This is a genomic window from Sphingobium sp. WR1, assembly GCF_059693745.1.
Genome location: NZ_JCATID010000007.1, coordinates 97515 through 123503, shown reverse-complemented (window position 1 = coordinate 123503; position 25989 = coordinate 97515). Strand labels below are relative to the sequence as shown.

Sequence of the window (25989 nt, the reverse complement as noted above, 5' to 3'; positions counted from 1 at the left end):
TCCTCCTGACGGCCGGCTGTTCTGCACGACGGCCGGCCGTCTCTTTACCGGGCAGCGACCCGGCGATAGACTGGGCGGGACACGCCATATGACGAGCAAAGCCTTTCCCGCGCCTGTCGAACACCGGATATGGGGCCATCTGCCCAGCGGCGATCCCGTCGAGCATTTCACCCTGACCGGCGCCGATGGGCTTCCCTTCGCCGTCACGACGCTGGGCGCGACGATCACGGACATTCGCGTACCCGATCGCCATGGGGTGCCGGCCCGCGTCGTGCTCGGCTTCGACAGCCTGGATGACTACCGGTCATCCGCCTACCGTGCCGCCTACCCCTATTTCGGCGCAACGATCGGCCGCTATGCCAACCGCATAGGCGGCGCCTGTTTTGTCATCGACGATGCGACCTATCCCCTGACCGCAAATGAGGGCCGGAATCATCTGCACGGCGGGCAGGGTTTCGACGGGCGGAACTGGATGCCCGAGCCGCTGCCGGGCAAAGCCGGCGTGCGGCTGCGCCTCGCCAGCCCGGACGGAGACCAGGGCTATCCGGGCAATCTGGAGGTCATCGCCGATTTCCTGTGGGAAGGTGATGAGATCGTCCTGCGATATGAGGCGCGCACCGACCGCCCCACCCATGTCAACCTCACCAGTCACAGCTATTTCAACCTGGGTGGACCGGCTTCGGGCAGCGCGCTCGATCATCTTGTGCAAATCCATGCCGACGCTTTCACGCCCATCGACTCCGATGCCTTGCCGACCGGCGCGATCGCGGCCGTGGAAGACACTCCGTTCGACCTGCGGACGCCCGTCCGGCTCAACCAGGCCCTGGCGGTCGTGCATCCGCAACTCCGGGCGGGGGATGGCTTCAACCATAATTTCGTGCTGCGCGACATGCCCATGGCCATGAAGCCCGCGGTCCGGCTGGCGCATCCGCCCAGCGGCCGCGTGCTGGATATCGCCACCAGCGAGCCGGGGGTGCAATTCTACAGCGGCAACGCGCTGGACAGCCGCATTACCGGACCTGATGGCGAGCCCATCGGGCGTCATGCGGGCCTGTGCTTCGAAACGCAGCATTTTCCCGATACGCCCAATATCGCGGCCTTCCCTTCCACCCTGCTGCGTCCGGGTGAAGTCTATCGATCCGAAACGCGCCTCCGGTTCGGTATTCTGTCCTAAAGCTGACTCTACAGGGAACGGCGCGGCGGGCGCCCGCTCTTGCTGAGCAACAGTTCGAGGGCGCCTGCGATCAGCGTCGCCATTTCCTGTGCCGCCTTCCGGGAATCGCCTGCCGCGATCGCATCGGCGACGCGCTTATGCTCTTCGGCGCTGGCGCGCGGCACGCCCTTATATTCGTTGGTCCGCCGGATGCTGAAGCGCAGGGTCGTTTCCGCAAGGTCGGTGAACTGACGCAGAAAGCGGTTGTTGCTGGCGTTGAGGACAGCGACGTGAAAGGCGATATCGGCCTCCAGCGCGTCGTCGTCGCCATTGTCAGCCGCCACCATGCGGTCGATCGCAGCCATGATCTGCGTCCGCTGCGTGCCTGTCGCGCTCTCGGCCGCCAGGGCGGCGGCACGCGGTTCGATCGCCAGGCGGACGTCGGTAAACTCGACGAGCAGGTCGATCGAGAATTTGCGCTCCAACATCCATCGCAGGACGTCGGGATCGAGCAGATTCCACTGGCTTTCCGGTTCGACGCGAGTGCCCTGGCGGGGCCGGGCGCTCAGCAGCCCCTTGGCGGTCAGCATCTTCACCGCTTCGCGAACGACGGGGCGGCTGGCGCTGAACTGCCGGCACAGATCGGCCTCGACGGGAAAGGGATCGCCGACCGCATAGCGCTGCGTAACGATGGCCCGGCCAAGATCGTGGACGATGCGCGCGGTCAGGTTGCGCCCATCATAAGCGATCCTCGTCGTCGTCTCATCCGCCATTCGCGCCTTCCGCTTCTCTTCCGTCCAACGACCCGTCCCCGCCGATCCACGCGCCGACAAGGGCGACCGCGCGTTTGCGGACTTCATCCACGGAACGGCCCGGCAAGTAAAGCGAGGAACCGATGCCGTTGAGCCCGCTCATCCGGCGAACATCGCCGCGGGAATACCACGCACGCCCGCATCCACTTCGAATAGTGAACCCGCATGTTCCTCGCCCTCCGTGCCCAGGGCGGCGGACGTCACGAACAGCCGGTCGAGATCCGCGCCGGCGAAGGCGCAGCTCGTGATGTTGCTGGCTGGCAGGGCGATCGAGCGGTCGAGCGTGCCATCGGGCAGGAAGCGGCTGATCCGCCCGCCCGCCCAATGCGCGATCCACAATCCCCCCTCGGCATCGGTGGTCATCCCGTCCGGGTAGCCCCAATCCTCTTCGAAGCGGAGAAAGACGCGCTTGCCGCCGATGGTCCCGTCATCCGCCAGATCGAAGGCATAGACCGTTCGGATGCCGCTGTCGCTATGATAGAGCGTGCGCCCATCGGGGCTGAAGGCCGGGCCGTTTGCAACCTGGTAGCCATCGTCCTGGCGCGTCCAGCGCAGATCGGGGTCGAGGCGGTAAAGCGCCCCGCTCGCCTCCCTGTCGCGGTCGTCCTTGCTGCCCGCCCAGATGCGTCCCGCCGGATCGGTCTTCGCATCGTTCAGGCGATTATGCGGCCGATCCGGTTCGGGATCGCCGATCGGCTCCAATAGAAAGGGGTCCAGTGACAGGCCCGCAAAACCGCTCTTCAACCCGACGATCAGGTCGTCGCGCCCCGCCCGCTCCATCACCCAACCGATCGGCTCGTCGAATCGCCAGCTTTCCACTGTCCTGCCGGCGAGTTCCATGCGGTGCAGCGCGGGCGCCAATATATCGACCCAATAGAGTGATCGCCTTCCGGGGGACCAGAGCGGCCCTTCCCCCAAAAGGGCCTTTTGCGGGGTTTCGACAATGCGGAACTGGTTCATTTTCCGTCCATAAAATCAAATCACATGATTTATATGATAAAATGTTGACGCCTGTCGATTCCAAACGATAAGCAGAGCGAAGAAAATGGCAGCGATCCGCCGCAACCCAGGGAGGGCAGATGTTTTCGAGGCGACAGCTCATGGCAGGCACGGCCGCGGCCTGGGCCGTGACGCTCGCCGGCTGCCGCGCGTCGAACGACGGCAGGGTTCGCATCGGCTTCATCGTCAAGCAGCCCGAGGAACAATGGTTCCAGAGCGAATGGCATTTCGCCGGGCTGGCCGCGCGCGACCTGGATTTCGACCTGATCCGCATCGGCGCGACCGATGGCGACCGGGTCCTGACCGCCATCGACAATCTGGCCGCCAAAAACGCCTCGGGCTTCGTCATCTGCGCGCCCGACTCCCGCCTCGGCACGGCCATCGAGCAGCGGGCGCGGGTCAACGAGCTTAAGGTCATGTCGGTCGACGATCGGCTGATCGGGCCGGACGGCAAGCCCATCGCCTCCATCCCGCATGTCGGCATCTCCGCCACGGCCATCGGCGAGATGGCGGGGGAAACCGCGATGACGGAGGCGCGACGGCGCGGCTGGGACATGCGGAGCACCGGCGTGCTGCGCATCGCCTATGACAGCCTGGAAACGGGCCGGGAACGCACCATGGGCGCGCGGCGCGCCATCATCGGCGCGGGCCTGCCGGCGGCACAGATATTCGACGCACCGCAGCGCACCACCGATACAGAGGGCGGCTTCACCGCCGCCGATCCGGTGCTGACCCGTCATCCCGCCCTGCGGCAATGGATCATCGTCGGCCTGAACGATGAAGCGGTGCTGGGCGGGGTGCGCGCCGCCGAGGGCCTGGGCCTGCGGGCGGATTCGGTGATCGGGATCGGCATCGGCGGATCGGGTTCCGCCGTGGCGGAATTTGCCAAGAGCCGGCCGACCGGCTTCTTCGCCTCCATCCTGCTCAGTCCGCGCCGGCACGGCTACGACACGGCCAAGGCGATGGTTGAATGGATCAGGCGCGGCATCCGCCCCGCCGCCATCGTCTATACAGACGGCAAGTTGATGACGCGCGCCAATTACCGCGCCCTGCTGAGCGAGGAAGCCGCATGATCCGCGAGACGCTGCTCGCCTGCCGGGGCGTGGGCAAGCGCTTCCCCGGCGTCGTCGCGCTCGACGATGTGAACTTCTCCGTCCGGGGCGGGGAAGTCCGTGCGTTGATGGGAGAGAATGGGGCGGGCAAGTCCACCCTGCTGAAGATCATCGCCGGCGAATATGTCCCGGACAGCGGCTGTATGGAAATAGCGGGGGAGGCGCGCGCCTTCCACGGACCGCGCGACAGCCAGGCCGCCGGCATCGCGATCATCCATCAGGAACTGCATCTCGCGCCCGATATGAGCGTCGCGGAAAATCTGCTGCTGGGTGTGATGCCGTCGCGCGGTGGGTTCATCCGGCGCGGGGCCATGCGCGCGTGCGCAGCAAAGATCCTGTCGCGGCTCGGCGAGGATATTGACCCCGACGCACGCTTAGGCTCCCTGTCCATCGGCAAGCGCCAGATGGTGGAAATCGGCAAGGCCCTGCTGCGCGACGCGCGCATCATCGCCTTCGACGAGCCGACCAGTTCACTGAGCGCGCGGGAGACCGAGGCGCTCATGCGCATCATCGGCGAACTGCGGGCGGACGGGCGCGCCATCCTTTATGTCAGCCACCGGATGGAGGAAGTGTTCGCGCTGGCGGACAGCGTCACCGTCCTGCGCGACGGCCGGCATGTCGCGGATTTCCACGACATGCCCGCGCTGACGCAGGACGCGCTGATCGCCGCCATGGCGGGCCGCACCATTTCCGCCATCTATGACTACCAGCGCCGGCCGCTGGGCGATGTCGCGGTGGAGATCGACGCCCTGGAAGGACCGGGCCTGCGCGCGCCCGTCAGTCTGTCGGTGCGCCGGGGCGAGATATTGGGCCTGTTCGGGCTTGTCGGCGCCGGCCGGTCGGAACTGTTCAAGCTGCTCTACGGCGCGGAACGTCCAACCGGAGGCAGCCTATATCTGAACGGCGAGCCGCTGAACGCCGCAAGCCCGCGCGACGCCATCGCCGCCGGCATGGCGCTCTGCCCGGAGGACCGCAAAGGCGAAGGGATCGTTCCATTGGCGGCGGTGGCCGAAAATATCGCCATTTCCCGCCGCAACCTTGCCGGACGGGACGCGCTGTTTATCGATCGTCCGGGAGAAGCGAGACAAGCCGATGAAATGATCGGCCTGATGCGCGTGAAGACGGCATCGCGCAACACGGCGATCGCCACGCTGTCTGGCGGCAACCAGCAGAAGGCGATCATCGCCCGCTGGTTGGCCGCCGATGCGAGCATCCTCCTCATGGACGAGCCGACGCGCGGCATCGACGTGGGCGCGCGCAGCGAAATCTACGCGCATATGTATCGGCTGGCCGAAGCGGGCAAGACGATCCTGTTCGCGTCGAGCGACATGCCGGAGGTGATGGGCGTGGCCGACCGCATCGTCGTGATGCGCGACGGCACCGTTTCGGGCGATCTCCCGCGGGAAGAAGCGACCGCCGAGGGCCTGCTCCGCCTCGCCCTTCCCGATGCCACGCCACGCTGAACGACTGCAAGGACTTCCCATGGCCAATTCCTCCCCTCCCCTGCTCCACCGCCTCGGCGCCGTCGGGCCGCTACTGATCTTCATCGTCCTGTTCGCCCTGCTTTCCCTGTTCGTGCCGGACTTTTTCGGCATCAGGAACATTCGCGGCCTCATGCTGTCGGTCACGCTGGTCGGCACCGTCGCGGCCACGATGATGCTGGTCCTGGCGCTGCGGGAAGTGGACCTGTCGGTCGGGTCCGTCACCGCCCTATCCGGCGTGGTGTGCGCGGTCGTGATCGCCGGCACGGGCAGCGTCGCCGCGGGCGTTCTGGCGGGGCTGATGGCGGGCATGGCGGTGGGATTGATCAATGGCATCGTAATCGCGCGACTGAAGGTCAATTCGCTGATCGTGACGCTGGCGATGATGGAGATCGTGCGGGGGCTGGCCTTCCTCGCCTCCAGTGGCGAAGCCGTCTCCATTCCGGCGGAACAGTTCTACGAACTCGGTTCGGGCACATGGCTCGGCGTCAATTATCCGATCTGGATCATGGTCGGCTGCTTCCTGCTATTCGGCATCCTGCTGAACCGCACCGTGTTCGGCCGCAACATCCTGGCCATCGGCGGCAATCCAGAGGCGGCGCGTCTGGCGGGCGTGCCGGTCGATCGCGTGCGCATCATCGTCTTCTGCATACAGGGGCTGGTTGCCGGGCTCGCCGGCATCGTGCTCGCCGCGCGTATCACCAGCGGCCAGCCCAACACCAGCCTGGGGCTGGAGCTTGCGGTTATATCCGCCTGCGTCCTGGGCGGTGTCTCGCTGGCGGGGGGCGTCGCGACGATCACGGGGGTGATCATCGGCGTGTTCATCATGGGCATCGCCCAGAATGCGCTCAACCTGCTCGATGTGCCGACCTTTTACCAATATGTGGTGCGCGGCGGCATCCTGCTCGCCGCCGTCATATTCGACCGGCTGCGCCAGGCAGGCGGCATCCGGCTGGCACGGCGTGCGCCGGCCCCTACGACAATCCAATCAAGCGTGAAGGGTTCTACCGCAGCATGACGTCGATAACCGAAATCGAATGGTTCCTGGTTCCACCCCGCTGGCTGTTCGTGCGTGTCGAGACATCCGACGGCGCGGTCGGCTGGGGCGAAGCGAGCCTGGAGGGCTATGCCGAAGCCGTGGCCGGGGCGCTGGAACATCTGAAGGACCGGCTGATCGGGCATGACCCGGACCGGATAGAGGACGCCTGGCAGATCGGCTATCGGCTGGGTTTCTATCGCGGCGGGCCGGTGCTGATGTCGGCGATTTCCGGGATCGACCAGGCGCTATGGGATATTAAGGGAAAGCGTCTGGGCGTCCCGGTATGGCAGCTTCTGGGCGGCCAGGTGCGGGAACGGGTGGACGTCTATGCCTGGATCGGCGGCGATCGTCCTGCCGACGTGGCGGCAGCGGCGGCCCAGCGCAAGCAGCAGGGATTCCGCGCGATCAAGATGAACGGGACGGAGGATCTGGGCTGGCTGGACAGCCCGTCCAAGCTGGAGGCGTCGGTCGAGCGGCTGCGGCTGGTGCGGGAAACGGGCATGGATGCAGGCATCGACTTCCATGGCCGGGTGCATCGGCCGATGGCGCGCCAGCTCATCCGGGCGCTAGAGCCGCTTGGCCCTATGTTCATCGAGGAGCCGGTGACATCGGAGCATCCGGAGGCGATCGCCCAGCTCGCCGGCCAGACCCATGTCCCGCTGGCGCTGGGCGAACGGCTTTATTCCCGTTGGGACTTCAAGCGCTTCTTCGAACTGGGCGCGGTCGACGTCATCCAGCCCGATCTCAGCCATGCCGGCGGCATATCGGAGGTGCGGCGGATCGCCGCCATGGCGGAAGCCTATGACGTTGCGGTCGCGCCGCATTGCCCGCTGGGACCGCTCGCGCTCGCTGCCTGTATGCAGATCGCCATCGCCACGCCCAATTTCGCGATCCAGGAAATGTCGCTGGGCATCCACTATAATGGGCCGGACGCGGATCTGACGACCTATCTGGAGGATGAGACGGTGTTCGCGATCGAGGCGGGCAGCGTCGCCGCACTGACGGCGCCGGGCCTGGGCATAGCCATCGACGAGGCCCGCGTCCGTGCGACCGCGATCACCCCCCATCGCTGGCGCAACCCCGTGTGGCGCGGCCCCGACGGGAGCCTCCGGGAATGGTGAATCCGATGCGCTTCACCGGCAGGACGGCGATCGTCACCGGCGCGCTGGGCGGAATCGGCCAGGCCGTCGCCAGGGCGTTCGCGGCCGAAGGCGCCAATCTGATGCTGGCCGATCTTGCCGCGGCGGACGAGGCCGTTCTCCGCGAACTCGCGGCGCTGGGCGCGGGCCGCGTGGCCGGCATGGCCTGCGATGTCGCAGACGAACATACCGTAGCCGCGGTGGTCGATCGCGCACGCGCGGAGCTGGGCGGATTCGACATGATGGTCAATGTCGCCGGCGCGATGATCTACAAGCCCATTGCCGAGTTGACCGGCGAGGACTGGCACCGCCTGCTTTCCGTCAATCTGCTGGGCGCGGCCTTCTTCACTACGCAGGCGCTGCGGCACATGCCCGACGGCGGCGCGATCGTGAACGTCGCATCGATCCATGCGATGCAGACATCGTCGCTCGTCGCGCCCTATGCGGCGGCGAAGGCTGCGCTGTGCAGCCTGACGCGCACGACCGCGATCGAGGGCAAGCCGCGCCGCATCCGCGCCAACGCCATCCTGCCCGGCGCCATCGATACGCCGATGCTGTGGTCCAGCCCCAATATCGAGTCCGGGGCGGAAGTCATCGCGCCCGACGATGTCGGCATACCGCAGGACATCGGATCGGCCGCGACATTTCTCGCGTCCGATGAAGCGCGGTTCATTTCCGGCGCCTCGCTACTGGTGGACGGCGGAAGGCTGGCTCGTCTCTGATACATCCAGACGGACGGCGGTTGCGATCAAGCCACCGCAAGATGCCCCGTAGCCATGCCGCCATCGATCATGATCGTCTGGCCCGTGATGAAGTTCGCTCCATCCCCGGCGAGAAAAATCATATAGGGGATAAAATCCCTGTCGCGATCACCGAGTTTGCCGCCGATCGGGATCAGCCGCTGCTTCTCAAAATCATGGTCACGCAGTTCCTCGGGCGACATGGATGCCCGCGTCCTGTCATAAAGGGGCGTCCAGATGGCGGGGGCGATGGCGTTCACGGTGATGCCATGGAATCGCTGGGCTTTTGCGGCTGGGGTGAAAGTGGCGATTTCATCGATGGCGGCAGCCGCATCGCGCGTGACGGCGAATCGCCGCCCAATACCGGCGGCGGCCAGCTCTCGGGCGGGCGGCTCCACGGCTTCGGCCTCCTCCACGAAACCTGCACCCAGCTTTGGGGTGAAAGCGGGGATCGGCAGGTGCCCGGCAACCCCGAGGTCGGCAACGCGGCGGCCGGCGGCGGCGCGCTCGCGGGCTGCATGATCCTGACCCGGCAGTAAATCCGCCCGAAGGATCGGCTATCCGGAACATTTCCAGATTGGCTGTTTACGGCCAACCTGGAAATGTCGCTCGAGGTGGCGTGACGCGGACACATCCGGCTCGATCCAATGCCATTCCGCGTCGGTAAGCGAAAGGAAGGGAAAGGCTGGCGATCGCCAAACTTCGGACGATCGATTTCCATGAACGCTCGTCCTTCCAGTCAACGGACATGGACCGATCCGTCAAGCGCGACCGGCGGGTGATCGGCAAACAGCGAAAGCGATGTGCTGCTAACATCGTAGAAACGAAAGCTCAGCGCCCGGAAGTGGTTGATATAGGCGATGCCCAGTCCCAGTCCTGGATCGACGACAAGGTCAAGCGCATAGCTGCCGTCTGGCGTCACCGGAAAGGCGATGTGGGGCGCCTGCCCCTTGGCGGCGGACACATGGAAACTCGCGTCCCCTGTCCTGCTGTCGACCGCCAGCAGGGCATCCTTGTCGCCGCCGCTGAAACGGACGCCAAAGCGGCTTCCCGGCTTGATCCTGACCTGCATTCGAACCAGCAGCGCCTGCCGCGCCTGACCGATCTGCCTTTGGGCCATCGACAATCGGCTTCGTTCCCGCGTGAACTGCCGCGCGATGGATTCGGGCAGATCGACCGCGAGCTCGCCATCCGCCCGGCGTCGCAGGGCATGGGCGACCAGGTCGCCGCCCCAGTCGAATGCCGCGCGATCGTCGCGTTGCCTTTTATGCGCGATCCAGCCGAACAGCAGGCGCTCATTGCCGCTTCCGGCCGATTTTCCGGCGTAGAAGGCCGCACCGTCGAGCGCGTCCCAGGCCCGGCGTGCATAAGATCCGGCGCTTTGCGCCGCGCGGAGATAGCGCACCTGCCGAAACTGCGCGCGCTGATCGGAATAGAGCAGATACCAGGCGTCGCCCTCGTTGAAGAGGTCGGGCACTTCGAGGTTGAGAGGAGAATCCTCCTCATAGAGTGGTGCCCGCGGTGCCCAGCGGGAGAGGTCGGGTGAACTGTAGAGGCCGATCACCGCCTTGCCCGCTTTGCGGGTCGTCAGCAGCATCCAATAGGCCCGGGCCTGGGGGTTCCAGAAAACGAACGGATCGCGGAAATCGAGGCGGTCATACGCCGTCGCGCCATCGAATGTCAGTTCGGGCCGCTTGCGCCATGGCCCGTCGAGCGTTGCGGCATCGGCCGCCATGACGACCTCTTTCGTCCGCCGTTCAGGGTGGTGACCCGTATAATAGAGCCGGTATCCGCCCTTGGGTTTGGCGATCACGCTCCCGCTGCCGGTCCAATAGTCCGGTGCCTCCGATCCAGACACCGGAACAGCCTCGACCGGAGCGGACCAATGTTGCAGATCCCGGCTCTGCGTCATCCAGAAGGGATGGCGGCCTTCATTCTTCAGATAGAAGATCGAATAGACGCCATTCTCGAAATGGGGATTGGGATCGCCGACACCATGTGCTTCATGGGCAAAATAGACGGGCGGCTGCGCCGCCGAGGATGTAGATGCGGCGATCAGCAACAGGGGCAAAAGACGCTGTAGCATGATGGTCCCTCTTCTCCCGCCCTGACGCCGCCGATGAACGGCGCCAGGGCTTTCGAACCGATGAAGGCGGGGGAACACTCCTCCCCTTCGCCGAAAGATCAGCCTATCCTTTACATTTTGAACCGGACGCCGAGGCTGAAATAGCGGCCCTCGATCCGCAGATCGCGGGGAAAATACTGGGTTTCATTATAGTAGCGGTAATTGTTGAACGGCTTGCCCAATATGTTGCTGACATTGCCGACGATCGTGATTCCCTTGATCGCTTCGTATGAGGCGGAGAAATCCAGGCGCGAAATGCCGCGCGTGATCTCGCCGGCATATTGATCCTCATTGCTGTTGCGGTTGTAGCTGTTGATGAAGCTCGACCGGCGATTATAGGACAGCCGCGCGGAGACCGGCCCCTTTTCGTAGAAGCCGGTCAGATTATAGGCCCATTTCGACAGCCCCGTGATCCGCACCTGACGCGCGCCTTCACCCAGCACCGTCGGCAGGGCATTGGTGCCGTCCAGATAGGTGACATTGGCCTGCACGCCGAAACCGGACAGGAAGCCGGGCAGGAAATCGAAGAAGGTCTGGAACGACGCCTCCGCGCCCTTTATCTTTCCCTTGCCGGCATTTTCCGGGCGGTTGATCTGGATACGCCCATAATCCGGGTCGATCACGTCACGGGTATAGTTGCTGATGAAACCTTCCAGATCGCGATAGAAGACGGCGAGCGTCGCCGACCCGTTCTTCGAGAAATAATATTCGAGCGTGGCGTCATAATTGTCGGACATCAGCGGCTTGAGGTTCGGATTGCCGCCATTGCCGAAGGCGGCATATTGGGGCGGCGATCCGTCGGGTCCGGGGCTGTTGCGGGTGATGTCGAGCGACGGGTTGAGCTGGCCGAAGCTGGGCCGCGTGCGCGTCTGGTTGAAGGCCAGGCGCACTTGGAATTCGGGCGTCAGCCGAATTCTGGTCTGGAAGGACGGCAGGACGTCCAGATAGTTCTGGTTCGATATCTGCGGGACGATCTGCGATGTACCGTCGGTTCCGTTCACGCGCGAAAAGCCGGAATAGCGGCCGTCGGTGTTGACCACGCGCACGCCGAAAGTGCCGTCGGCGGTGATGCCGCCAAGATCGAATTCATATTTGGCCTGGCCATACATGGCATAGCTGGCTTCCTTGGCGGTGAAGCCGTTGAGCGGATCGAACGGAATGTCCTCGGTCGCAAACTTCGTCACCGCATCGCGAATGCCGCCGTCATTGGGAAACATCACCGTCAGTTGCTGCACCGAAGCATAGGCCAGTTGCCGCAGCGCCTCGACATTGTCGCGGATCGCGCCCCGGGTCGGCGCCAGCCAGTTCTGGAAGCGCTGCGGATCGCCGCGGAAGCCGTCATTGATCAATTGCAGTTCGCCGGTCGGCAGGCTCGCCAGCGGTAGACCGAGGCCCGCCGTATAGGCATAGCGGTTGTTGTTCTGCATCAGCGCGGTGCGGTCGCTCGCCCGAATGCCGAACTGGATCTTCGGCAGCCAGCTCATGTCGGTTTCAAGGTCGAGGTCGAGCCGTCCCTGCACGCCATCGCCCTTGGCGACGAAGTGCCGCTGATAATAGCCGCGCCAGACATAGTTGGCGGGGTTGGTCTTGTCGAAATCACCCAGATCGAAGATCGCCGATCCCTTGACGTCCCATTCGACGTTGATGGTCGGCGCGCTGGCAAGCTGCCCGTCGACACTGTCCTCGTCGGCCTCATATTTGCTGTAGGTATAGGCGAAATCGCCCGACAGGGTGGCGCGTCCCGTCTTCCACTTGAAGCCCAGCGCCGCCTGATAGGTGTCGGTCTGGTCATCCTGGGTCGAACGGAAGAATTCGGGCACATAGCCGCCCGTCTTGGTGAAGCTGGCGGCCTTGAGCGGCTCGCCTTCGACCAGGACCACATTGCTCAATGTCGGGGGAACGCCGTCGACGCTGCGGCGCTCGAAATTGACGTTGAAGCCGTCGCGCAGCACCTTGCCGCGATAGGCCTGCCAAAGGCCTTCCGCATAGATTTCCAGGTCCGGCGTCGGGCGCCACTGGATGGCGCCGTTGATGGCGGGCCGGTGCCGGACGCCCTTTTCGTAGAAATTGCCGGCATTGGCAGGAAAGCGGAAATTGCCCACGCCCGGGGTCGTCACCGTCATGTCGTCGGACGGATCGTCGGCGCCAAAACCCAGGGGGCTGATGACGGCGGAATCCGCATAGCGGTCGGCGTTGCGATAGGTCATGCGGACATAGCTGAAATTGACGAGCGCGCCGATCTCGCCGATCGACGTGTCCCAGCGCTTGGTCAGCAGCAGGTTGGCCGACGGGTCGAAGGCCCTGGACTGGTCATTATAGGAGCCGCGGACTTCGCCGGCGATTTCCGTATCCTTGACATCGAAGGGCCGACGCGCGCGCAGGTTGATCAGGCCGGCAAGACCCGGCTCGATCAGGTCGGACGTGCCGGACTTATAGACCTCCAGGCCGGCGGCCACGCCGGCCGGAAAATCCTGCAGGTGCAGCACGCGGTCGTCGGCGGTGAAGAATTCGCGGCCGTTGAAGGTGGTGTTCACGTCGGGCAGGCCGCGCACCAGCACCACGCCCGCCTCGTCATTATAACGCAGCACCTGCACGCCGACGACGCGGGAAATCGCCTCGGCCGCATTATTGTCGGGAAGTTTGCCGATATCTTCCGATACGATCGCATCGACGATGGCGTCGGACCGGCGCTTCATGTCCTGCGCCGATCCGAGCGCGGCGCGATAGCCCGTCACCACGATGTCGGAAACCGGCACGGAATCGATCGTCTCCCCGTCCTTTTTTTGCGCGGCGGCCTCCTCTTCCGCCTTGTCCTGCGCAATGGCCGGCGCGGTCAGGAGAAGAGATGCCAGCGAAGTGGAGCCGAGCAGTGCAACTGTCCTGAAGTTCATGATTATCCTCCCTTTGTTTATAACTGCGCTGGCCGCACGCCGCCGTTTCCCGGCTGGCTGCGTCAGCGGAAATTCCATGTCACCCAATGGGGAAAGGCTGTTTTCAGCCGGTGTTCGGAATGATCCTCAGTTGGCGGCCTCCTGTCTGATCGGCCAGGCGGTCATATCCATCATGGCGGGGCCGCCGCGCGCCGAAGCGCTCCAGCCAAGGGCGCCGGAGCCGCGGAAAAAACGGTCGGTGATCGTCTGCTCGCCATCGTTGATGAACAGTTCGACGATCGATTCATCGACCAGCAGGCGAAGCGAAACCTTGCCCTTGCTCAAATCCACCGGCGCGACATGGCGGTTGGCGAAGCCGTCATGGAAATACGGCCCGGAACGGGTGCGATCGACGAACACTTCGTTCGCCGTCGGGTTGACGCCGATGATCGTCTGATAGCCTTCGCCATCGGTCAGCGCGATCGCGACCTGTTCGGCGCCGCTTAATGTCAGGTCCGCCTTGAGTTCGGCGGCCCCACCCGTCACCGGCAGCGGAACGGGCTCCTCGCCCAGCCGAATCTGCCGCCCGATCTGCGCGACGCCGCGCAAAGACTCCAGCTCGCGCACGGGCCGCTGCGTCAGGCGATAGCCCCGATCGGTTTTCCGCAGGGCGATGGTGCGCGGCACGGTCATGATCCCGCGCGACGGATAGGTCGGTATCGACTCCGCATAACGCCAGTCATTGGCCCAGCCGATCCAGATTCGACGCGGATCATCCCTAGGCAGGTCGTTCCAGGCGACGGCGGCATAGAAGTCGGCGCCATAATCGGTCCAGACCGGATCGCTTCCCCAGCCTTCGACCGGGGTAAAGCGTCGCCCATCGAAGTCGCCGACGAAATATTGCCCGCCCGAACCACCGCCCACGGCCTTGTCGCCAAGATTGACGCTGAGCACCCAGCGTTCTTCCCCGGCCTTCCCGCCTTCGACGGGCAGCAGGTTGAGGTCGGGGCACTCCCAATTGCGTCCCTGCCCGCCCGCCGGGCCGAAGCTGCTCGCAAAGGTCCATTGTCTGAGATCGGGCGACGTGAAGATCACCGCCCGGTTCTCCTCGGCCATGACCGCGATCATCACCCAGGCCTTGGTCGGCGCGTGCCAGAAGACCTTGGGATCGCGAAACTCCGGCGATCCTACGCTCAGCACCTCGCCATGGATCGTCCAGCTGCGGCCCCGATCATTGCTGTAGGCCAGATATTGGGACTGGAGCCTGGCCTTGGGATTATGCCCGGTATAGATGGCGATCATCGGCGACTTGCCGTTGCGACCAAAGCCGCTGCTGTTCTTCCAGTCGATCACGGCGCTGCCGGAAAAGGCCATGACGTCGCCCGTCTCGGGGATCGCGACCGGCAATTCCTGCCACGTCACCAGATCGCGGCTCACCGCATGGCCCCAGCTCATATGGCCCCAACGGTCGCCATGGGGATTATATTGATAGAAGAGATGATATTCCCCTTCATAGTAGACCAGCCCGTTGGGATCGTTCATCCAGTTCCGCTTAGGCGCGAAATGATAGGCGGGGCGGGGATCGGCCCGTTGAGCCTCCGCCTGAACCGGGATCAAGGCTGCGGTCGCCAGCAGGAACAGCGTTCTCATCATACCCGTGCACTCCCCAGCTTCATGTCTTCCAGCGCCACGCCATTGGTTTCCGGCATGAATTTCCATGTCCAGACGAACTGGAGCAGCATCATCGCGCCGAAGAAGGCGAACACCCAGCCACCAACGCTCACGGCAAAGACCGGAAAGGCCCAGGTGATCGCCGCCGCCATGACCCAGTGGGTGGTGCTGCCCAGCGCCTGGCCCTTGCCGCGCACCGCGCTCGGGAATATTTCGGAGATGAACACCCAGATCACCGCCCCTTGGGACATGGCGAAGGCAGCGATGAAACCCAGCAGGCCGATCAGGATCAGCGCGCCGTCCGGGCGGGCGCTCTCCAGCTGGAACCCGACCAGGAACAGGGCTGCGGCGCAGAGGATGGACCCCATATAGAGGAGCGGCTTGCGGCCGAAACGATCGATCAGGAAAAGCGCAAGGATGGTGAAGAGCAGGTTGGTCCCGCCGATGGCGATGGACTGGAGCAGCGCGCTGTCGGCGCCGGCTCCGGCAAGTTCGAAGACGCGCGGCGCATAGTAAAGCAGCGCATTGATCCCCGAAAGCTGGTTGAACATGGCGATGGCGATGGCGCAGGCGACCGGGCGGGCGTAGGCGGCCTGGAACAGACCCGGCGCCGCGGTCCGGTCGACACGCGCCTCCGCGTCCTGGATGTGGCGCAGTTCCCCGACCGGATCGCGAAAGCCGAGTCTCTTCATGACGTCGATCGCCTGTGGTCCCCGCCCGTGGATCGCCAGCCAGCGCGGGCTTTCCGGCAGAAGGAGGGTCACGCTCAGGAACAGGATAGAGGGCAGCGTGACGATGCCGAACATCCACCGCCACGCCGTCTCCGCGGGCGCCAGATTGGCGATCGCATAGTTAGAGAGAAACGCGATCAATATGCCCATCACGATATTGAGCTGGTTGAGGGCGACGAGCCGCCCCCGGAACCGCGCAGGCGAAACTTCCGCGATATAGATGGGCGTCACCACCGAGGCGGCGCCGATCGCCAGACCTCCCAGGAACCGGAAAGCCAGGAGCATCGTCCAATTGCCCGCAAGCCCAGTGCCCAGCGACGACACCACATAGCAGATCGCGACCGTCAGCATCACCGCGCGCCGGCCGAAGCGGTCGGCCGGCGCCCCCGCGATCAGCGAACCGATCACCGTGCCGATAAGGGCTGAGGCGACCGTGAAACCCAACATGCCGTCGCTCAAGCCGAACCGCGTCTGCAACGCGGAGGTCGTTCCCGAAATGACGGCCGTATCGAAGCCGAACAGAAGACCGCCGAGCGCCGCGCCCGCCGCGCTCACTATGATGGCGGCCGTGACCCGGGCGTCGCCCGCATCGCCAAATCGATCGGCCGCATGATCCGATGGGGAGGGACTACGCAAGTGCTGCTCCTGACAAAGAAGATTGGCTCGGGGAAGACGGCAGCCCGACGGACCAGTGCATCGGCCATTGGCGGGTCGCGGTCCGGTAGGCGAGGGCAAGGGCGCCCGTCAGCCCGGCGGACGCGCCGGCCGTTGGGGCCGCGATATAATCGTCCATATCGATGGCCCTCATGCTCGCGTCATAGCCAGCGAGCTTCGCGGTCGATGCGGCCCGGACACGCGCATACATGCCCGGCGAGTCCATCACGCCGCCGCCGATGATGATCCGGTCGGGCCGCACGATATAGGTCAATGTCGCGCAGAGGCCCGCCAGATAGTCGGCCTCGATATCCCAGCCTGGATGATCGGGCGGCAACTGTTCACCCGGCACGCCCCAGCGGGCGTGCATTGCTGGCCCGCAGGCGAGACCCTCAAGACAATCGCCATGGAAGGGACAGATACCGGGGAACGCATCGTCCCCCGGCGCGCGGGGCAAGCGGATATGCCCGGCCTCGGGATGGTTCGCGCCGCCATGAGGCGCGCCGCCGATCAACAGACCGACGCCGATCCCGGTGCCCACCGTCACATAGCAGAATGTGTCCAGCCCCTGCCCGCTGCCGAAAAGCCGTTCCCCGACCGCCGCGCAATTGACGTCCGTGTCGATCGCCATGGGCGCATCGATCGTCCGCGCGAAATGGCCGAGCAGGTCGACATCCTGCCAGCCCGCCTTGGGCGTGGATGTGATGCAGCCATAGTCCTTGGCCACGGGGTTGAGCGACAGCGGACCGAAACTCCCGATCGAAAAGGCCGACAAAGGCCCCATATCCGCCATGGCCTGCGCGAAGAAGGCGCTCGCCGCGCCCAGCGTATCGGCGGGCTGGGTCGTCGAAATCCGCAGCTGACGAATCAGCTGGCCGTCGCGATCGGCGATGCCGCAAAGGAATTTGGTGCCACCGGCTTCGATCGCGCCAAGGAGAAGGCTCTCATTCTGCATGGGTTACTCGCACAGCAAGCCAGCCCATGCACGACAGAGCATGGACCGAGGCTTTAGGAATGTAGGATTGATTGCGGGCATGGCGCGCCACCAGCCCCGCGTAGCAGGCCACCAGAGACAGGACGCCGTCGAGGCGCCATGCAATCTGCGGAACATATCATGTGGATCGGCCTCCACGATCATCCTCTTCCCTGTTTTGCAGCACGTATTCGTGCTTGCCCGCCGCCATGTGCGACTCCATTAAATCTACAAATGTGATTTAGTCTGTCAACCGCTATCTTCGCGACGTAGGAAAGCCTTGCGCCGCCGAAAAAAAGGGGGAAGATTCAAGCTGAAAGCCCATATCCTCCCCCTCATATTTCCAGTGTGCAGCCTGGAAAATCGGGCACGTCCGTCTGTCGCGGCAGACGATCCTTATTGGGTCGGTCAGGGGTGCGTGGCGGAAGAAAGGAGAGATTTTCTTCCGCCACGCACCTGCAAAAACGAGCGAAGCTCAAGGACGGGGAGTGATTGCTGCCCCCGTCATCGTCTTCAAGCCCACTTCTGCTGCCTGACGGATTAAATCTATCAATGTGATTTAGTCTGTCAAGCATCACTTTGTCAGTGTCGCCCTTGCCTTTTGGGGGCGGTGTGTTTCAAACATCCGCCCCTATCGGGCATCATATCGCTGTCGATAAAATGGAATGGGGTCGCTGGTGAACAAGCGTGGCAGCAATGCAGTGGGCGTTCGCCGCTATAATGAACGGCTTATCCTCGCCACGATAAGGCGGCTCAATGGCGCCTCAAAGGCCGATCTTTCCCGAATAACCGGCCTTTCCCCCCAGGCCGCGGTGCGGATCGTCGAGAGCCTTGCGGATGAAGGACGGCTGGTCCGCGCGGGGAAGCGCACGGGCGGCATGGGTCAACCGTCAATCATCTACCGCATCAACAGCGACAGCGGCTGCACGATCGGCTTCGAAATAGGCCGTAACCGCCTGACCTGTACGATGCTCGATTTCGACGGGCGAATCATCGCCTGCGACAGCCAGGGGACGGATTTCCCAAGCCCGCAGAGCGCCGCGGATCGCATCAGAGCCTTCGCGCAAGACCATCTGCCGCAATTGCGCAGGGAACAGCAGGAGGGTTTTCTCGGCTATGGCATCGCCATGCCATGGTTCATCGGCGAATGGCGGGAAGAGGCGGGCATCGCCGACCGTCAGGCCAGGGAATGGTCCGCGGCCGGGCTGGAGGATTTTTTCCAGCGCGCCCTGGATGGTCCCGTCCTGTTCGAAAATGACGGCAATGCCGGCGCGCTCGCGGAACTCATGTGTGGCGTGGGAATGGGACTCGCCAACTTTCTCTATATCCATATCGGCAATTTCGTGGGCGGCGGCTTGATCCTGAATGGTGAAATCAAGCGCGGCCGAAACGGCAATGCCGGCGCGCTTGCCTCCATGCCGATCCCGCGCGGCGAAGGCCTGGATTTCCTCCTTCATTCCGCTTCGCTCTATCAATTTTCCCCGGATGGCAAACCGCATGGCGATCAGGAGCGGGAGTGGCTGGCCCAGTGCGCCGGCGCGCTGGCATTCACGATCATCGGCGCGAACAGTCTGCTGGACCTCGATGCCGTGATCATCGGCGGCGCGCTTTCGCAAGACAGCCTGCATGTCCTGCGCGCGATAGTGCAGGACCGGATAAGAGAGGCGGCGCCCAGGGACTTTTTCGAACCTGATCTGCTGGTCGGCCGCAACGGCGAAACCGCGCCCGCGCTCGGGGCGGGCCTGCTCCCCCTCTATTCCACCTATTCCCCCAACCTCACCTCCTTGCTGAAAAGTGGCACGGTCCAGTCATAGACGCGGCGCGCCTCCAAACAGCTTCATCGCATCCACCGTGAACTTGAAACCGAGGATGAAGGCATCCTTGATATTCTTCGTCCGATCCGGCGCGCCCGTCTGATCCGGGTGGAGGATATATTGCACATTGGGCGAAAGGCGGATCGCCGGACTGACCTGCATCCCATAGGTCAGTTCCATCATATATTGATGGCGCCGAATGTCCGCGCGGCCGCCCGCAGCGACCCGCGCCGCATTCATCCGCCGCATCGCCAGATCGCTGAAGCGCTGGTCGTTGATCGCGAAGCCGATCACATCCTTGTCGCGCCCGGCGAAGGTGCCGGTCTGGACAATGCCGATCCCCAGATAGCGGCTTTCCTCGACCCGGCCCGACAGGTTGGTCATGGCGACGCCGAACAGACTCAATCCGCGCTCGGAAGCCGGATCGGGACGGGTGAGCATCTGGTCGAACCGGACATAAAGACCGGACCGCCCGTGCCGGGCCGCCGCCGGTCGCCCGGTCAGGATCGCAATGCCGCCATCCTCGTCGCGCAGCGGATCGGTATAATCGCCGCGGTCGAACCAACCGCCAACGATATAATGGCGCGGCAGGCGATCGTTCGTAAAATCGCTGCCATAGCTCAATTCCCACGGCACGATGACGCCGGTCGCATTTTTCGTGCTGAAATTGAAACCATGGTCGTCAGCGCGCTTTCGGTCCGGGTTCACTTCATAGACGCCCGCGTGCAGCATGACCTTCGGCGTGACATGCAGCTTCGCATGGGCCATCCAGCTCGACGCCGGAAAATAGGTGAAATTGCTGTTCTTGAAGACGAAGGTCGGGTTGCCGCAGGCCGAATTGGTCTGGAAATGGCAATAAAGCGGGGAGTTGAGGAAATGGATATTGGCCTGGCTGCGCCCCGCCTCGACATCCAGCCGACCGTCGAGAAAGGTCTGCTGCCAGGTCAGGATCGCCAGATGCGTATTCTGCGTGCCGTAGATTTCCTGCACCGACGTATTGTTGCCGATGGCCATGGCGGCAAGATTCCTGCCATGGCGGTTGGTGACGGCAACATGCAGCGCGCCGCCGCCGATGCCGAGCATATGGTCGAGATCGAAATCCGCGCCGACATAGACCTGACCGGCATGGGCCGCCTCGCGGCGCAGGCCGCCGGACAGATTGGCCGCCGCCTCGCCGGTATAGCCCAGGGAAAACGTCACCCCCTGCCCGGCCAGTGGCTGCCAGGACGCCTCCGCTTGAACCTTCGCCTCCTGCCGGGCGGAGGACCGGGCGGCATCCGCCTCTGCCCCATCCTGCGCCGATACGGCGGGCGCGGCCAGAGCCATGGCGCACGCCAGGCCGGCGCCGCCCATCATCTCGAAACGCATGATTAGCCTCTCCGTTTATACCCACGCGGCCAGGCGTCAGGCCGATGCCTTGGTTGCGGGACGCTTCAACAGCCCCACGAGCAGCGCGCTCGCCAGCGTCCCGGCAAGGATCGCCAGCGCATAGACCCCGACATGGGAGACGGCGCCGGGGATCGGCAGGACGAACAAGCCGCCATGCGGCACCTTCAACTCCACGCCCATCGCCATGGATATGGCGCCGGCCACGGCGGACCCGGCCATCAATGCCGGAATGACCCGCAGCGGATCGCGCGCGGCGAAGGGGATCGCGCCTTCGGTGATGAACGCCAGCCCCAGCACGGCGGCGGCCGCCCCGGCTTCGCGCTCTTCATGCGAGAAACGGTTGCGGAACAGGCGCGTGGCGAGCGCGACGGCCAGCGGCGGCGTCATGCCTGCCGCCATGGTCGCGGCCATGGGCGTGTAGACCTGGCTGGAAATCAGGCCGACGGAAAAGGCATAGCCCGCCTTGTTGACCGGCCCGCCCATGTCGAACGCCGACATCGCGCCGAGGATGAGTCCCAGCACCAGCGCGCTCGATCCCTGCATAGTGCGCAGCCAGTCGGTGAGGAAGGTCAGCGCCGCCGCGACCGGCCCGCCCACCGCATAGATCATCAGCAGCCCGGTCAGCAGCGTCCCCAGCAGCGGCAGGATCAGCACGGGCTTCAGGCCCTGCAAATTCTTGGGCAGGCGGATCAGCCGGTTGAGCCAGTCGACGCCATAGCCCGCAATGAAGCCGGCGACGATGCCGCCCAGAAAGCCCGCCCCCAGATTGGCGGCGAGCAGGCCGCCGATCATGCCCGGCGCGATGCCGGGACGATCGGCGACGGAATAGGCGATATAGCCCGCCAGCGCCGGCACCATCAGCACGAAGCCGCCCTTGGCGCCGATCTCGAACAGGGCGTGCGCCAGCGTGCCCGCCGCGGCGGGATCATTCGCATGAATGCCGCCCAACGCGAAGGCCAGCGCGATCAGCAGGCCGCCCGCCACCACGAAGGGCAGCATGAAGGACACGCCGGTCATCAGATGCTTGTAGGGACCGGCGCGTTTCGCGCCCGATGCCCCGGCGGCCGGACCGGCCTGCTGCGCCTCCGCCCCGCCGCCGCCCTGCACGGTCGCTTCCGCCAGCGCCCGCTCGATCAGCCGCGCGCCGCCGGTGATGGCAGGCTTGGTATTGCCCGCGAATAGGCGCTTGCCCGCAAAGCGGCTGCGATCGACCTCGCGGTCGGCGGCGATCAGCACGATGTCGGCGGCAGCGATTTCCTCCGCCGTCAGCGGATTGCCCGCGCCGACCGAACCCTGCGTCTCGACGCGAATGCTGTAGCCAAGCTGGCGCGCGCCTTCAGTCAGCCCCTCCGCCGCCATGAAGGTATGAGCGATGCCGGTGGGGCAGGAGGTGATGGCGACGATGCGCGGCGTTGCCGACGGCGCACCTTCTTGCGCTCCTCCGGCCAGCGCGGCGGCGGGGTCGGCCAGCACCGCCTCCAGCGTCAGGCGGCGATGCGGGCGGGCGTCGGGCGCAGGGTCGGCCCCTTCCGGGGCGATGAGAAGCAGGTCGCCCTCGGCGTCCGCCGGCAGCGGATTGACGACGCCCTGCGCAGTGCGCAGCTCGATTTCGATGGCCCGTCCCTCGGCGCGCGCGGCCTTGCGCAGCGCCTCCCCGGCAAGGACGCCGGCGACGCCGGACTCGCCGGCCTCCACGACCGCGAAAATCCTGCTCATTGCTTCTCTCCCATAAGGGCCTCGGTCACGACATGGTCGGCGAGAGCCTCAATTCTGTCCCTTGTCGGCAGATGCGGGCCGGCGCGGCCCAGCTTGCCGACGGCGAAGGCGGTCGACAGGCGCGCGACGCGCTCCAGCCCCGCCCCTTCGGCAAAGGCCGCGGCCAGTCCCGCCACCATGGCGTCGCCCGCGCCCACCGTGCTGTCGACGCGCTCGACCGCCAGACGCGCGCGCACCGACTCTTCGCGGGTCATGAACAGCCCGCCCTGCGCGCCCATGGAGACGGCGATCAGCTCGACTCCCCGCGCCAGCAACGATGCTGCGACCTCGGCAATCTGCTGCGGCCGGTCGAGCGGGGCGCCATGCCATTCCTCCAGTTCATGGAGATTGGGCTTCACTATGTTCGGCAGGACGGCGCCATCCAGCGCATGGCGCAGCGCCGCGCCGCTGCTGTCGAGCAGCACAATGGCCCCCTTTGTCCGCAGCATGGCGGTGAGGCGGGCATAGATATCGGGCGGGCATCCCGGCGGCAGACTGCCCGACAGGATGATGAGGTCGCCGGGCCGGGCTGCCGCATCGAGCGTCGCGGTCAGCTCATCGATGCTCGCCTGGGTCGCGGGCGCGCCGTCCATGTTGATGTCGGTCGTGCCTTGGGCATCCACCAGCTTCAGATTGACGCGCGTGCCGCCCGGATGGCGCTGGCAGCGGTCGATGATCGGCTTGGCGGCGAACAGCACGTCGAAGGGCGCGGCATTTTCGGTCCCCAGTAACCCCATCACCGTCACCGGCAGTCCCCAGTCGGCCAGGCAACTGGCGGCGTTGATCCCCTTGCCGCCGGCATCCTGCCGCACCGTGCGGGCGCGGTGGACGTCGCCGGGGATGAGGCGGTCGAGCATCACCGTCTGGTCGATGGCGGGGTTGAGCGTCAGGGTCAGGATGGCCATCATGCGTCCTCCCCGTCGAGCGCCCGCACGTCGGCAGCGCTCGTTGCATCAAGGGCGCGGTCGGCAAGCGCCTGAAGATCGGCTAGGCTGCTTGCGCGGATGCGCGCCTTCACGGCGGGAATGTCGCGCGGCGTCATGGACAGTTCCTGCACGCCAAGCCCCGTCAGCAACGCCGCGCCGAAGGGATCGCCCGCTATGCCCCCGCACACGCCCACCCAGCGATCATGCCTGCGCGCGCCCTCGACGGTCATGGCGATCAGCCGCAGCACGGCCGGATGCAGGCTGTCGGCCTCGCTCGCCAGTTCCGGGTTCTGGCGGTCGATGGCCAGCGCATATTGGGTGAGGTCGTTGGTGCCGATCGAAAAGAAGTCGGCATGGGCGGCCAGCTTATGGGCCTGGACGGCGGCGGCGGGCACCTCGATCATGATGCCGATGGGGACCATGGGCGCGTCCAGTTCCACGCGGATCGCCTCGCAGCGTTCGCGCAGCGCGACGAGTTCGGACGCGGAGGTGATCATCGGAAACATGATCGACAGGTCGCCGCCGCCCTTCGCCGCACGATAAAGGGCGCGCAATTGCGGCTCCAGCAGGTCGGGGCGGCGCAGCAGCAGCCGCGCGCCGCGCACGCCCAGAAACGGATTTTCCTCCTTGGGCAGATCGAGATGCGGCACCTGCTTGTCCCCGCCGATGTCGAGCGCGCGGACGATCAGCGGCCGGTCGCCCAGCGCGTCGATCATGGCGCGATAGATGGCGCATTGCTCATCCTCGCCGGGGCTGTCGCCGCGTTCCAGAAACAGGAACTCGGTGCGCATCAGGCCCACCCCTTCTCCGCCCTGCGCCAGGGCGAAGGCGACCTGATCGGGCCGGTTCACATTGGCGCCGATGGCCAGTTCATGACCGTCGCGGGTGCGCGCGGGCAGGGCGCGTTCGGCCTCCTCGGCGGCGCGCCTGGCGGCAATCTCCTCGATCCACGCACGGGCGGAGGCGATATCCTCCGCCGAAGGGTCGAGCCAGATGCGGCCGCTGTCGCCATCGACGATGGCGGTGGTCCCGGCCGCCTGCGCCAACAGATCGGCCCCGCCCGCCACCACCGACGGCAACCCCAGCGTGCGGGCCAGGATCGCGCTGTGCGATGTCGGGCCGCCCAGCGCCGTGGCGATGCCGGCCACCCGGCCGGTGTCCAGCGTCGCCGTATCCGATGGCGACAGGTCCGCCGCGACCAGGACGCAGGGCTGCTCCGGCAGGTCGGTCAAAGTGCCGACGCTCAGGCCCGGATCGATCTGGGCTAGCACGCGCCGGCCGACATCGTGCAAGTCGGCGGCGCGTGCAGCCAGCACCGGATTGCCCAGCGCGGAAAGCTGTCCCGCCATACGGTCGATCGCCTGATGCCAGGACCAGGCGACGCCATGCCCCTCCACCATCAGCTGGCAGGTCAGGGTGATGAGGTCGGTATCGTCCAGCAGCCCGGCCTGCGCCGCGAAGATCGCGGCATCCCCCGCGCCCAGCCGCCGGGTGGTGTCGTCGACCAGCGCCTTCATCTGCGCCTTTGTGCGGACCAGCGCGTCGTTCAGCAGCGCGCCGTCGGCGACCAGATCGACCGGCTGATCCGGCACCTCCAGTTCGGCCGCGGCCAGCACATGGACCGGCCCGATGGCCAGGCCGGGGCTGGCGGCGACACCAGCGATCATGGCGGGATGGCCGGTCGGCTTCCATCCGCGCACCGGAGCCTTCGCCTTTTCGGCGGCGCGGGCGGCATCCGCCTTTTCGCGGGCGGTCAGGCCGGTGACGGCGCGCATGAACTGGTCGAGCGCGGGCCGGGCGCCGGCGGAAATGGTGATGCGGTCGCCCGCCTTCAGCCCCAGTTGCAGCAGTGAAACGAGGCTGCGCGGATCGGCCATGTCGTCGCCATGGCGGACGCGCAGCAGGCTGGCCCCGGCCTTGGCCGCTTCGCCCCAGGCCGATGCCGGGCGGGCGTGCAGACCCGCCGGATAGTCCACCGTCCATTCGATGCTTTCGGCCAGATCCTCCGCGGCGGGCCGCGCTTTGCCGGACGCGATGTCCTGATGCAGCGCCGCCGCGATCTCCCCAGCATCGTCCGTGGCCAACAGCGCCGTCAGCCGCCCTTCATCCTGAATCAGGCGGGTCAGGCGGCGCAGGATCGCGATATGACTGTCAGAACTGGCGGCGATGCCGACCACCAGATGGGCGCGCTGACCGGGGTTCCACTCGATCCCCTCGCGCAGTTGCAGGACGACGATGCCGTCACGCCGCACCAGCCCCTTATCCTCGCCCAGGCCGTGCGGAATGGCGACGCCCGACCCCAGATAGGTGTTCGCCACCGCCTCCCGCCGGACCATGCTCTGTTCATAGCCGGGCGCGACGCAGCCGGCGGCGACCAATATCTGGCCCGCCTGGAGGATCGCGGCCTCCTTGTCGGACGCCTGCGCGTCGATGCGGATCAAATCTTCGTGGCGAAGCGCGTTCAGGGGTTCGGCGATCATGGCTCTTCAGCTTCCTCTCTGTTTTCAGGAAAACGTTTTCTCATGATTCTGTCAAGCGACTTGCAATTCAGCCCGAAAATCGGCCATATTCCGTACTGAAGCGTGAGAGGATAAGGAAAACGATTT

At 65.3% G+C, this 25989-nt stretch carries 20 protein-coding genes; 8 read left to right on the top strand and 12 right to left on the bottom strand.

Translation table 11 applies throughout. The features are described from left to right. Nucleotides 1-88 precede the first annotated feature (88 nt). On the top strand, nt 89-1174 hold the full coding sequence (locus tag AC58EF_RS11170) for an aldose epimerase family protein (protein ID WP_497276267.1): 1086 nt from the start codon (nt 89-91) through the stop codon (nt 1172-1174). Between the two features lie 8 nt (nt 1175-1182). Here AC58EF_RS11170 and AC58EF_RS11165 read toward each other — a convergent pair whose 3' ends face one another. Then, entirely contained in the window at nt 1183-1926 is a 744-nt protein-coding gene (locus AC58EF_RS11165; RefSeq protein ID WP_497276266.1) for a FadR/GntR family transcriptional regulator, read from the bottom strand. A gap of 138 nt (nt 1927-2064) precedes the next feature. After that, nucleotides 2065-2925: an SMP-30/gluconolactonase/LRE family protein gene (locus tag AC58EF_RS11160; RefSeq protein ID WP_497276265.1), complete on the bottom strand. Its 861-nt coding sequence runs from the start codon at nt 2923-2925 to the stop codon at nt 2065-2067. Nucleotides 2926-3065: 140 nt separating this feature from the next. On the opposite strand from AC58EF_RS11160, the gene AC58EF_RS11155 reads away from it, so the two are divergent. Genes AC58EF_RS11155 through AC58EF_RS11135 form a run of 5 tightly spaced genes read left to right on the top strand, consistent with a single transcriptional unit; the run spans nt 3066 to nt 8457 of the window. Then, the gene (locus AC58EF_RS11155) at nt 3066-4037 is read left to right on the top strand and encodes a substrate-binding domain-containing protein (RefSeq protein ID WP_497276264.1); all 972 of its coding nucleotides are present in this window, start codon (nt 3066-3068) and stop codon (nt 4035-4037) included. After that, complete coding sequence (gene araG, locus AC58EF_RS11150; RefSeq protein ID WP_497276263.1) at nt 4034-5539, top strand: L-arabinose ABC transporter ATP-binding protein AraG; 1506 nt, start codon at nt 4034-4036, stop codon at nt 5537-5539. Before AC58EF_RS11155 ends, araG begins: the two co-directional genes overlap by 4 nt. 19 nt (nt 5540-5558) lie before the next feature. Then, nucleotides 5559-6575 (top strand): L-arabinose ABC transporter permease AraH, encoded by a 1017-nt coding sequence (araH, locus tag AC58EF_RS11145; protein WP_497276262.1) that lies wholly within the window; start codon nt 5559-5561, stop codon nt 6573-6575. Next, nucleotides 6572-7717 (top strand): galactonate dehydratase, encoded by a 1146-nt coding sequence (gene dgoD / locus AC58EF_RS11140; RefSeq protein WP_497276261.1) that lies wholly within the window; start codon nt 6572-6574, stop codon nt 7715-7717. The genes araH and dgoD overlap by 4 nt, the downstream gene beginning before the upstream one ends. Continuing rightward, on the top strand, nt 7711-8457 hold the full coding sequence (locus AC58EF_RS11135; protein ID WP_497276260.1) for an SDR family NAD(P)-dependent oxidoreductase: 747 nt from the start codon (nt 7711-7713) through the stop codon (nt 8455-8457). Before dgoD ends, AC58EF_RS11135 begins: the two co-directional genes overlap by 7 nt. Nucleotides 8458-8483: 26 nt before the next feature. On the opposite strand, the gene AC58EF_RS11130 is transcribed toward AC58EF_RS11135, so the two are convergent. Further along, nucleotides 8484-8735 carry a hypothetical protein gene (locus tag AC58EF_RS11130; protein ID WP_497276259.1) on the bottom strand — a complete coding sequence of 84 codons (252 nt, stop codon included), beginning with the start codon at nt 8733-8735 and terminating at the stop codon, nt 8484-8486. 9 nt (nt 8736-8744) lie between these two features. Here AC58EF_RS11130 and AC58EF_RS11125 point away from each other — a divergent pair, with 9 nt between their 5' ends. Beyond that, on the top strand, nt 8745-9014 hold the full coding sequence (locus tag AC58EF_RS11125) for a thiolase C-terminal domain-containing protein (RefSeq protein WP_497276258.1): 270 nt from the start codon (nt 8745-8747) through the stop codon (nt 9012-9014). Between the two features lie 200 nt (nt 9015-9214). Here the strand turns inward: AC58EF_RS11125 and AC58EF_RS11120 are convergent, their stop codons facing one another. From AC58EF_RS11120 to AC58EF_RS11100, 5 genes are all read right to left on the bottom strand, one after another. Further along, nucleotides 9215-10561: a hypothetical protein gene (locus AC58EF_RS11120; RefSeq protein ID WP_497276257.1), complete on the bottom strand. Its 1347-nt coding sequence runs from the start codon at nt 10559-10561 to the stop codon at nt 9215-9217. Nucleotides 10562-10671: 110 nt separating this feature from the next. Beyond that, a complete protein-coding gene (locus AC58EF_RS11115) occupies nt 10672-13491 on the bottom strand; it encodes a TonB-dependent receptor (RefSeq protein WP_497276256.1) in 2820 nt (939 codons plus the stop codon). 126 nt (nt 13492-13617) lie between these two features. Then, nucleotides 13618-15123 carry a glycoside hydrolase family 32 protein gene (locus tag AC58EF_RS11110; protein ID WP_497276255.1) on the bottom strand — a complete coding sequence of 502 codons (1506 nt, stop codon included), beginning with the start codon at nt 15121-15123 and terminating at the stop codon, nt 13618-13620. Beyond that, on the bottom strand, nt 15120-16508 hold the full coding sequence (locus AC58EF_RS11105; RefSeq protein WP_497276254.1) for a sugar porter family MFS transporter: 1389 nt from the start codon (nt 16506-16508) through the stop codon (nt 15120-15122). The genes AC58EF_RS11110 and AC58EF_RS11105 overlap by 4 nt, the downstream gene beginning before the upstream one ends. After that, the gene (locus AC58EF_RS11100) at nt 16501-17481 is read right to left on the bottom strand and encodes an ROK family protein (RefSeq protein WP_497276253.1); all 981 of its coding nucleotides are present in this window, start codon (nt 17479-17481) and stop codon (nt 16501-16503) included. The genes AC58EF_RS11105 and AC58EF_RS11100 overlap by 8 nt, the downstream gene beginning before the upstream one ends. Before the next feature lie 683 nt (nt 17482-18164). Between AC58EF_RS11100 and AC58EF_RS11095 the strand changes: the two genes are divergently transcribed. After that, nucleotides 18165-19313, top strand: a complete 1149-nt coding sequence (locus AC58EF_RS11095; RefSeq protein WP_497276252.1) for an ROK family protein — start codon at nt 18165-18167, stop codon at nt 19311-19313. Here the strand turns inward: AC58EF_RS11095 and AC58EF_RS11090 are convergent. From AC58EF_RS11090 to ptsP, 4 genes are read right to left on the bottom strand one after another with little or no spacing between them, the layout of a single operon-like run. Next, nucleotides 19308-20681 carry a carbohydrate porin gene (locus tag AC58EF_RS11090; RefSeq protein WP_497276251.1) on the bottom strand — a complete coding sequence of 458 codons (1374 nt, stop codon included), beginning with the start codon at nt 20679-20681 and terminating at the stop codon, nt 19308-19310. The genes AC58EF_RS11095 and AC58EF_RS11090 overlap by 6 nt on opposite strands. A gap of 36 nt (nt 20682-20717) precedes the next feature. Continuing rightward, nucleotides 20718-22418 carry a PTS fructose transporter subunit IIC gene (locus tag AC58EF_RS11085; RefSeq protein ID WP_497276250.1) on the bottom strand — a complete coding sequence of 567 codons (1701 nt, stop codon included), beginning with the start codon at nt 22416-22418 and terminating at the stop codon, nt 20718-20720. Beyond that, nucleotides 22415-23362: a 1-phosphofructokinase family hexose kinase gene (locus AC58EF_RS11080; RefSeq protein ID WP_497276249.1), complete on the bottom strand. Its 948-nt coding sequence runs from the start codon at nt 23360-23362 to the stop codon at nt 22415-22417. Before AC58EF_RS11080 ends, AC58EF_RS11085 begins: the two co-directional genes overlap by 4 nt. Beyond that, a complete protein-coding gene (gene ptsP, locus AC58EF_RS11075) occupies nt 23362-25863 on the bottom strand; it encodes a phosphoenolpyruvate--protein phosphotransferase (RefSeq protein WP_497276248.1) in 2502 nt (833 codons plus the stop codon). The genes AC58EF_RS11080 and ptsP overlap by 1 nt, the downstream gene beginning before the upstream one ends. Nucleotides 25864-25989 lie beyond the last annotated feature (126 nt).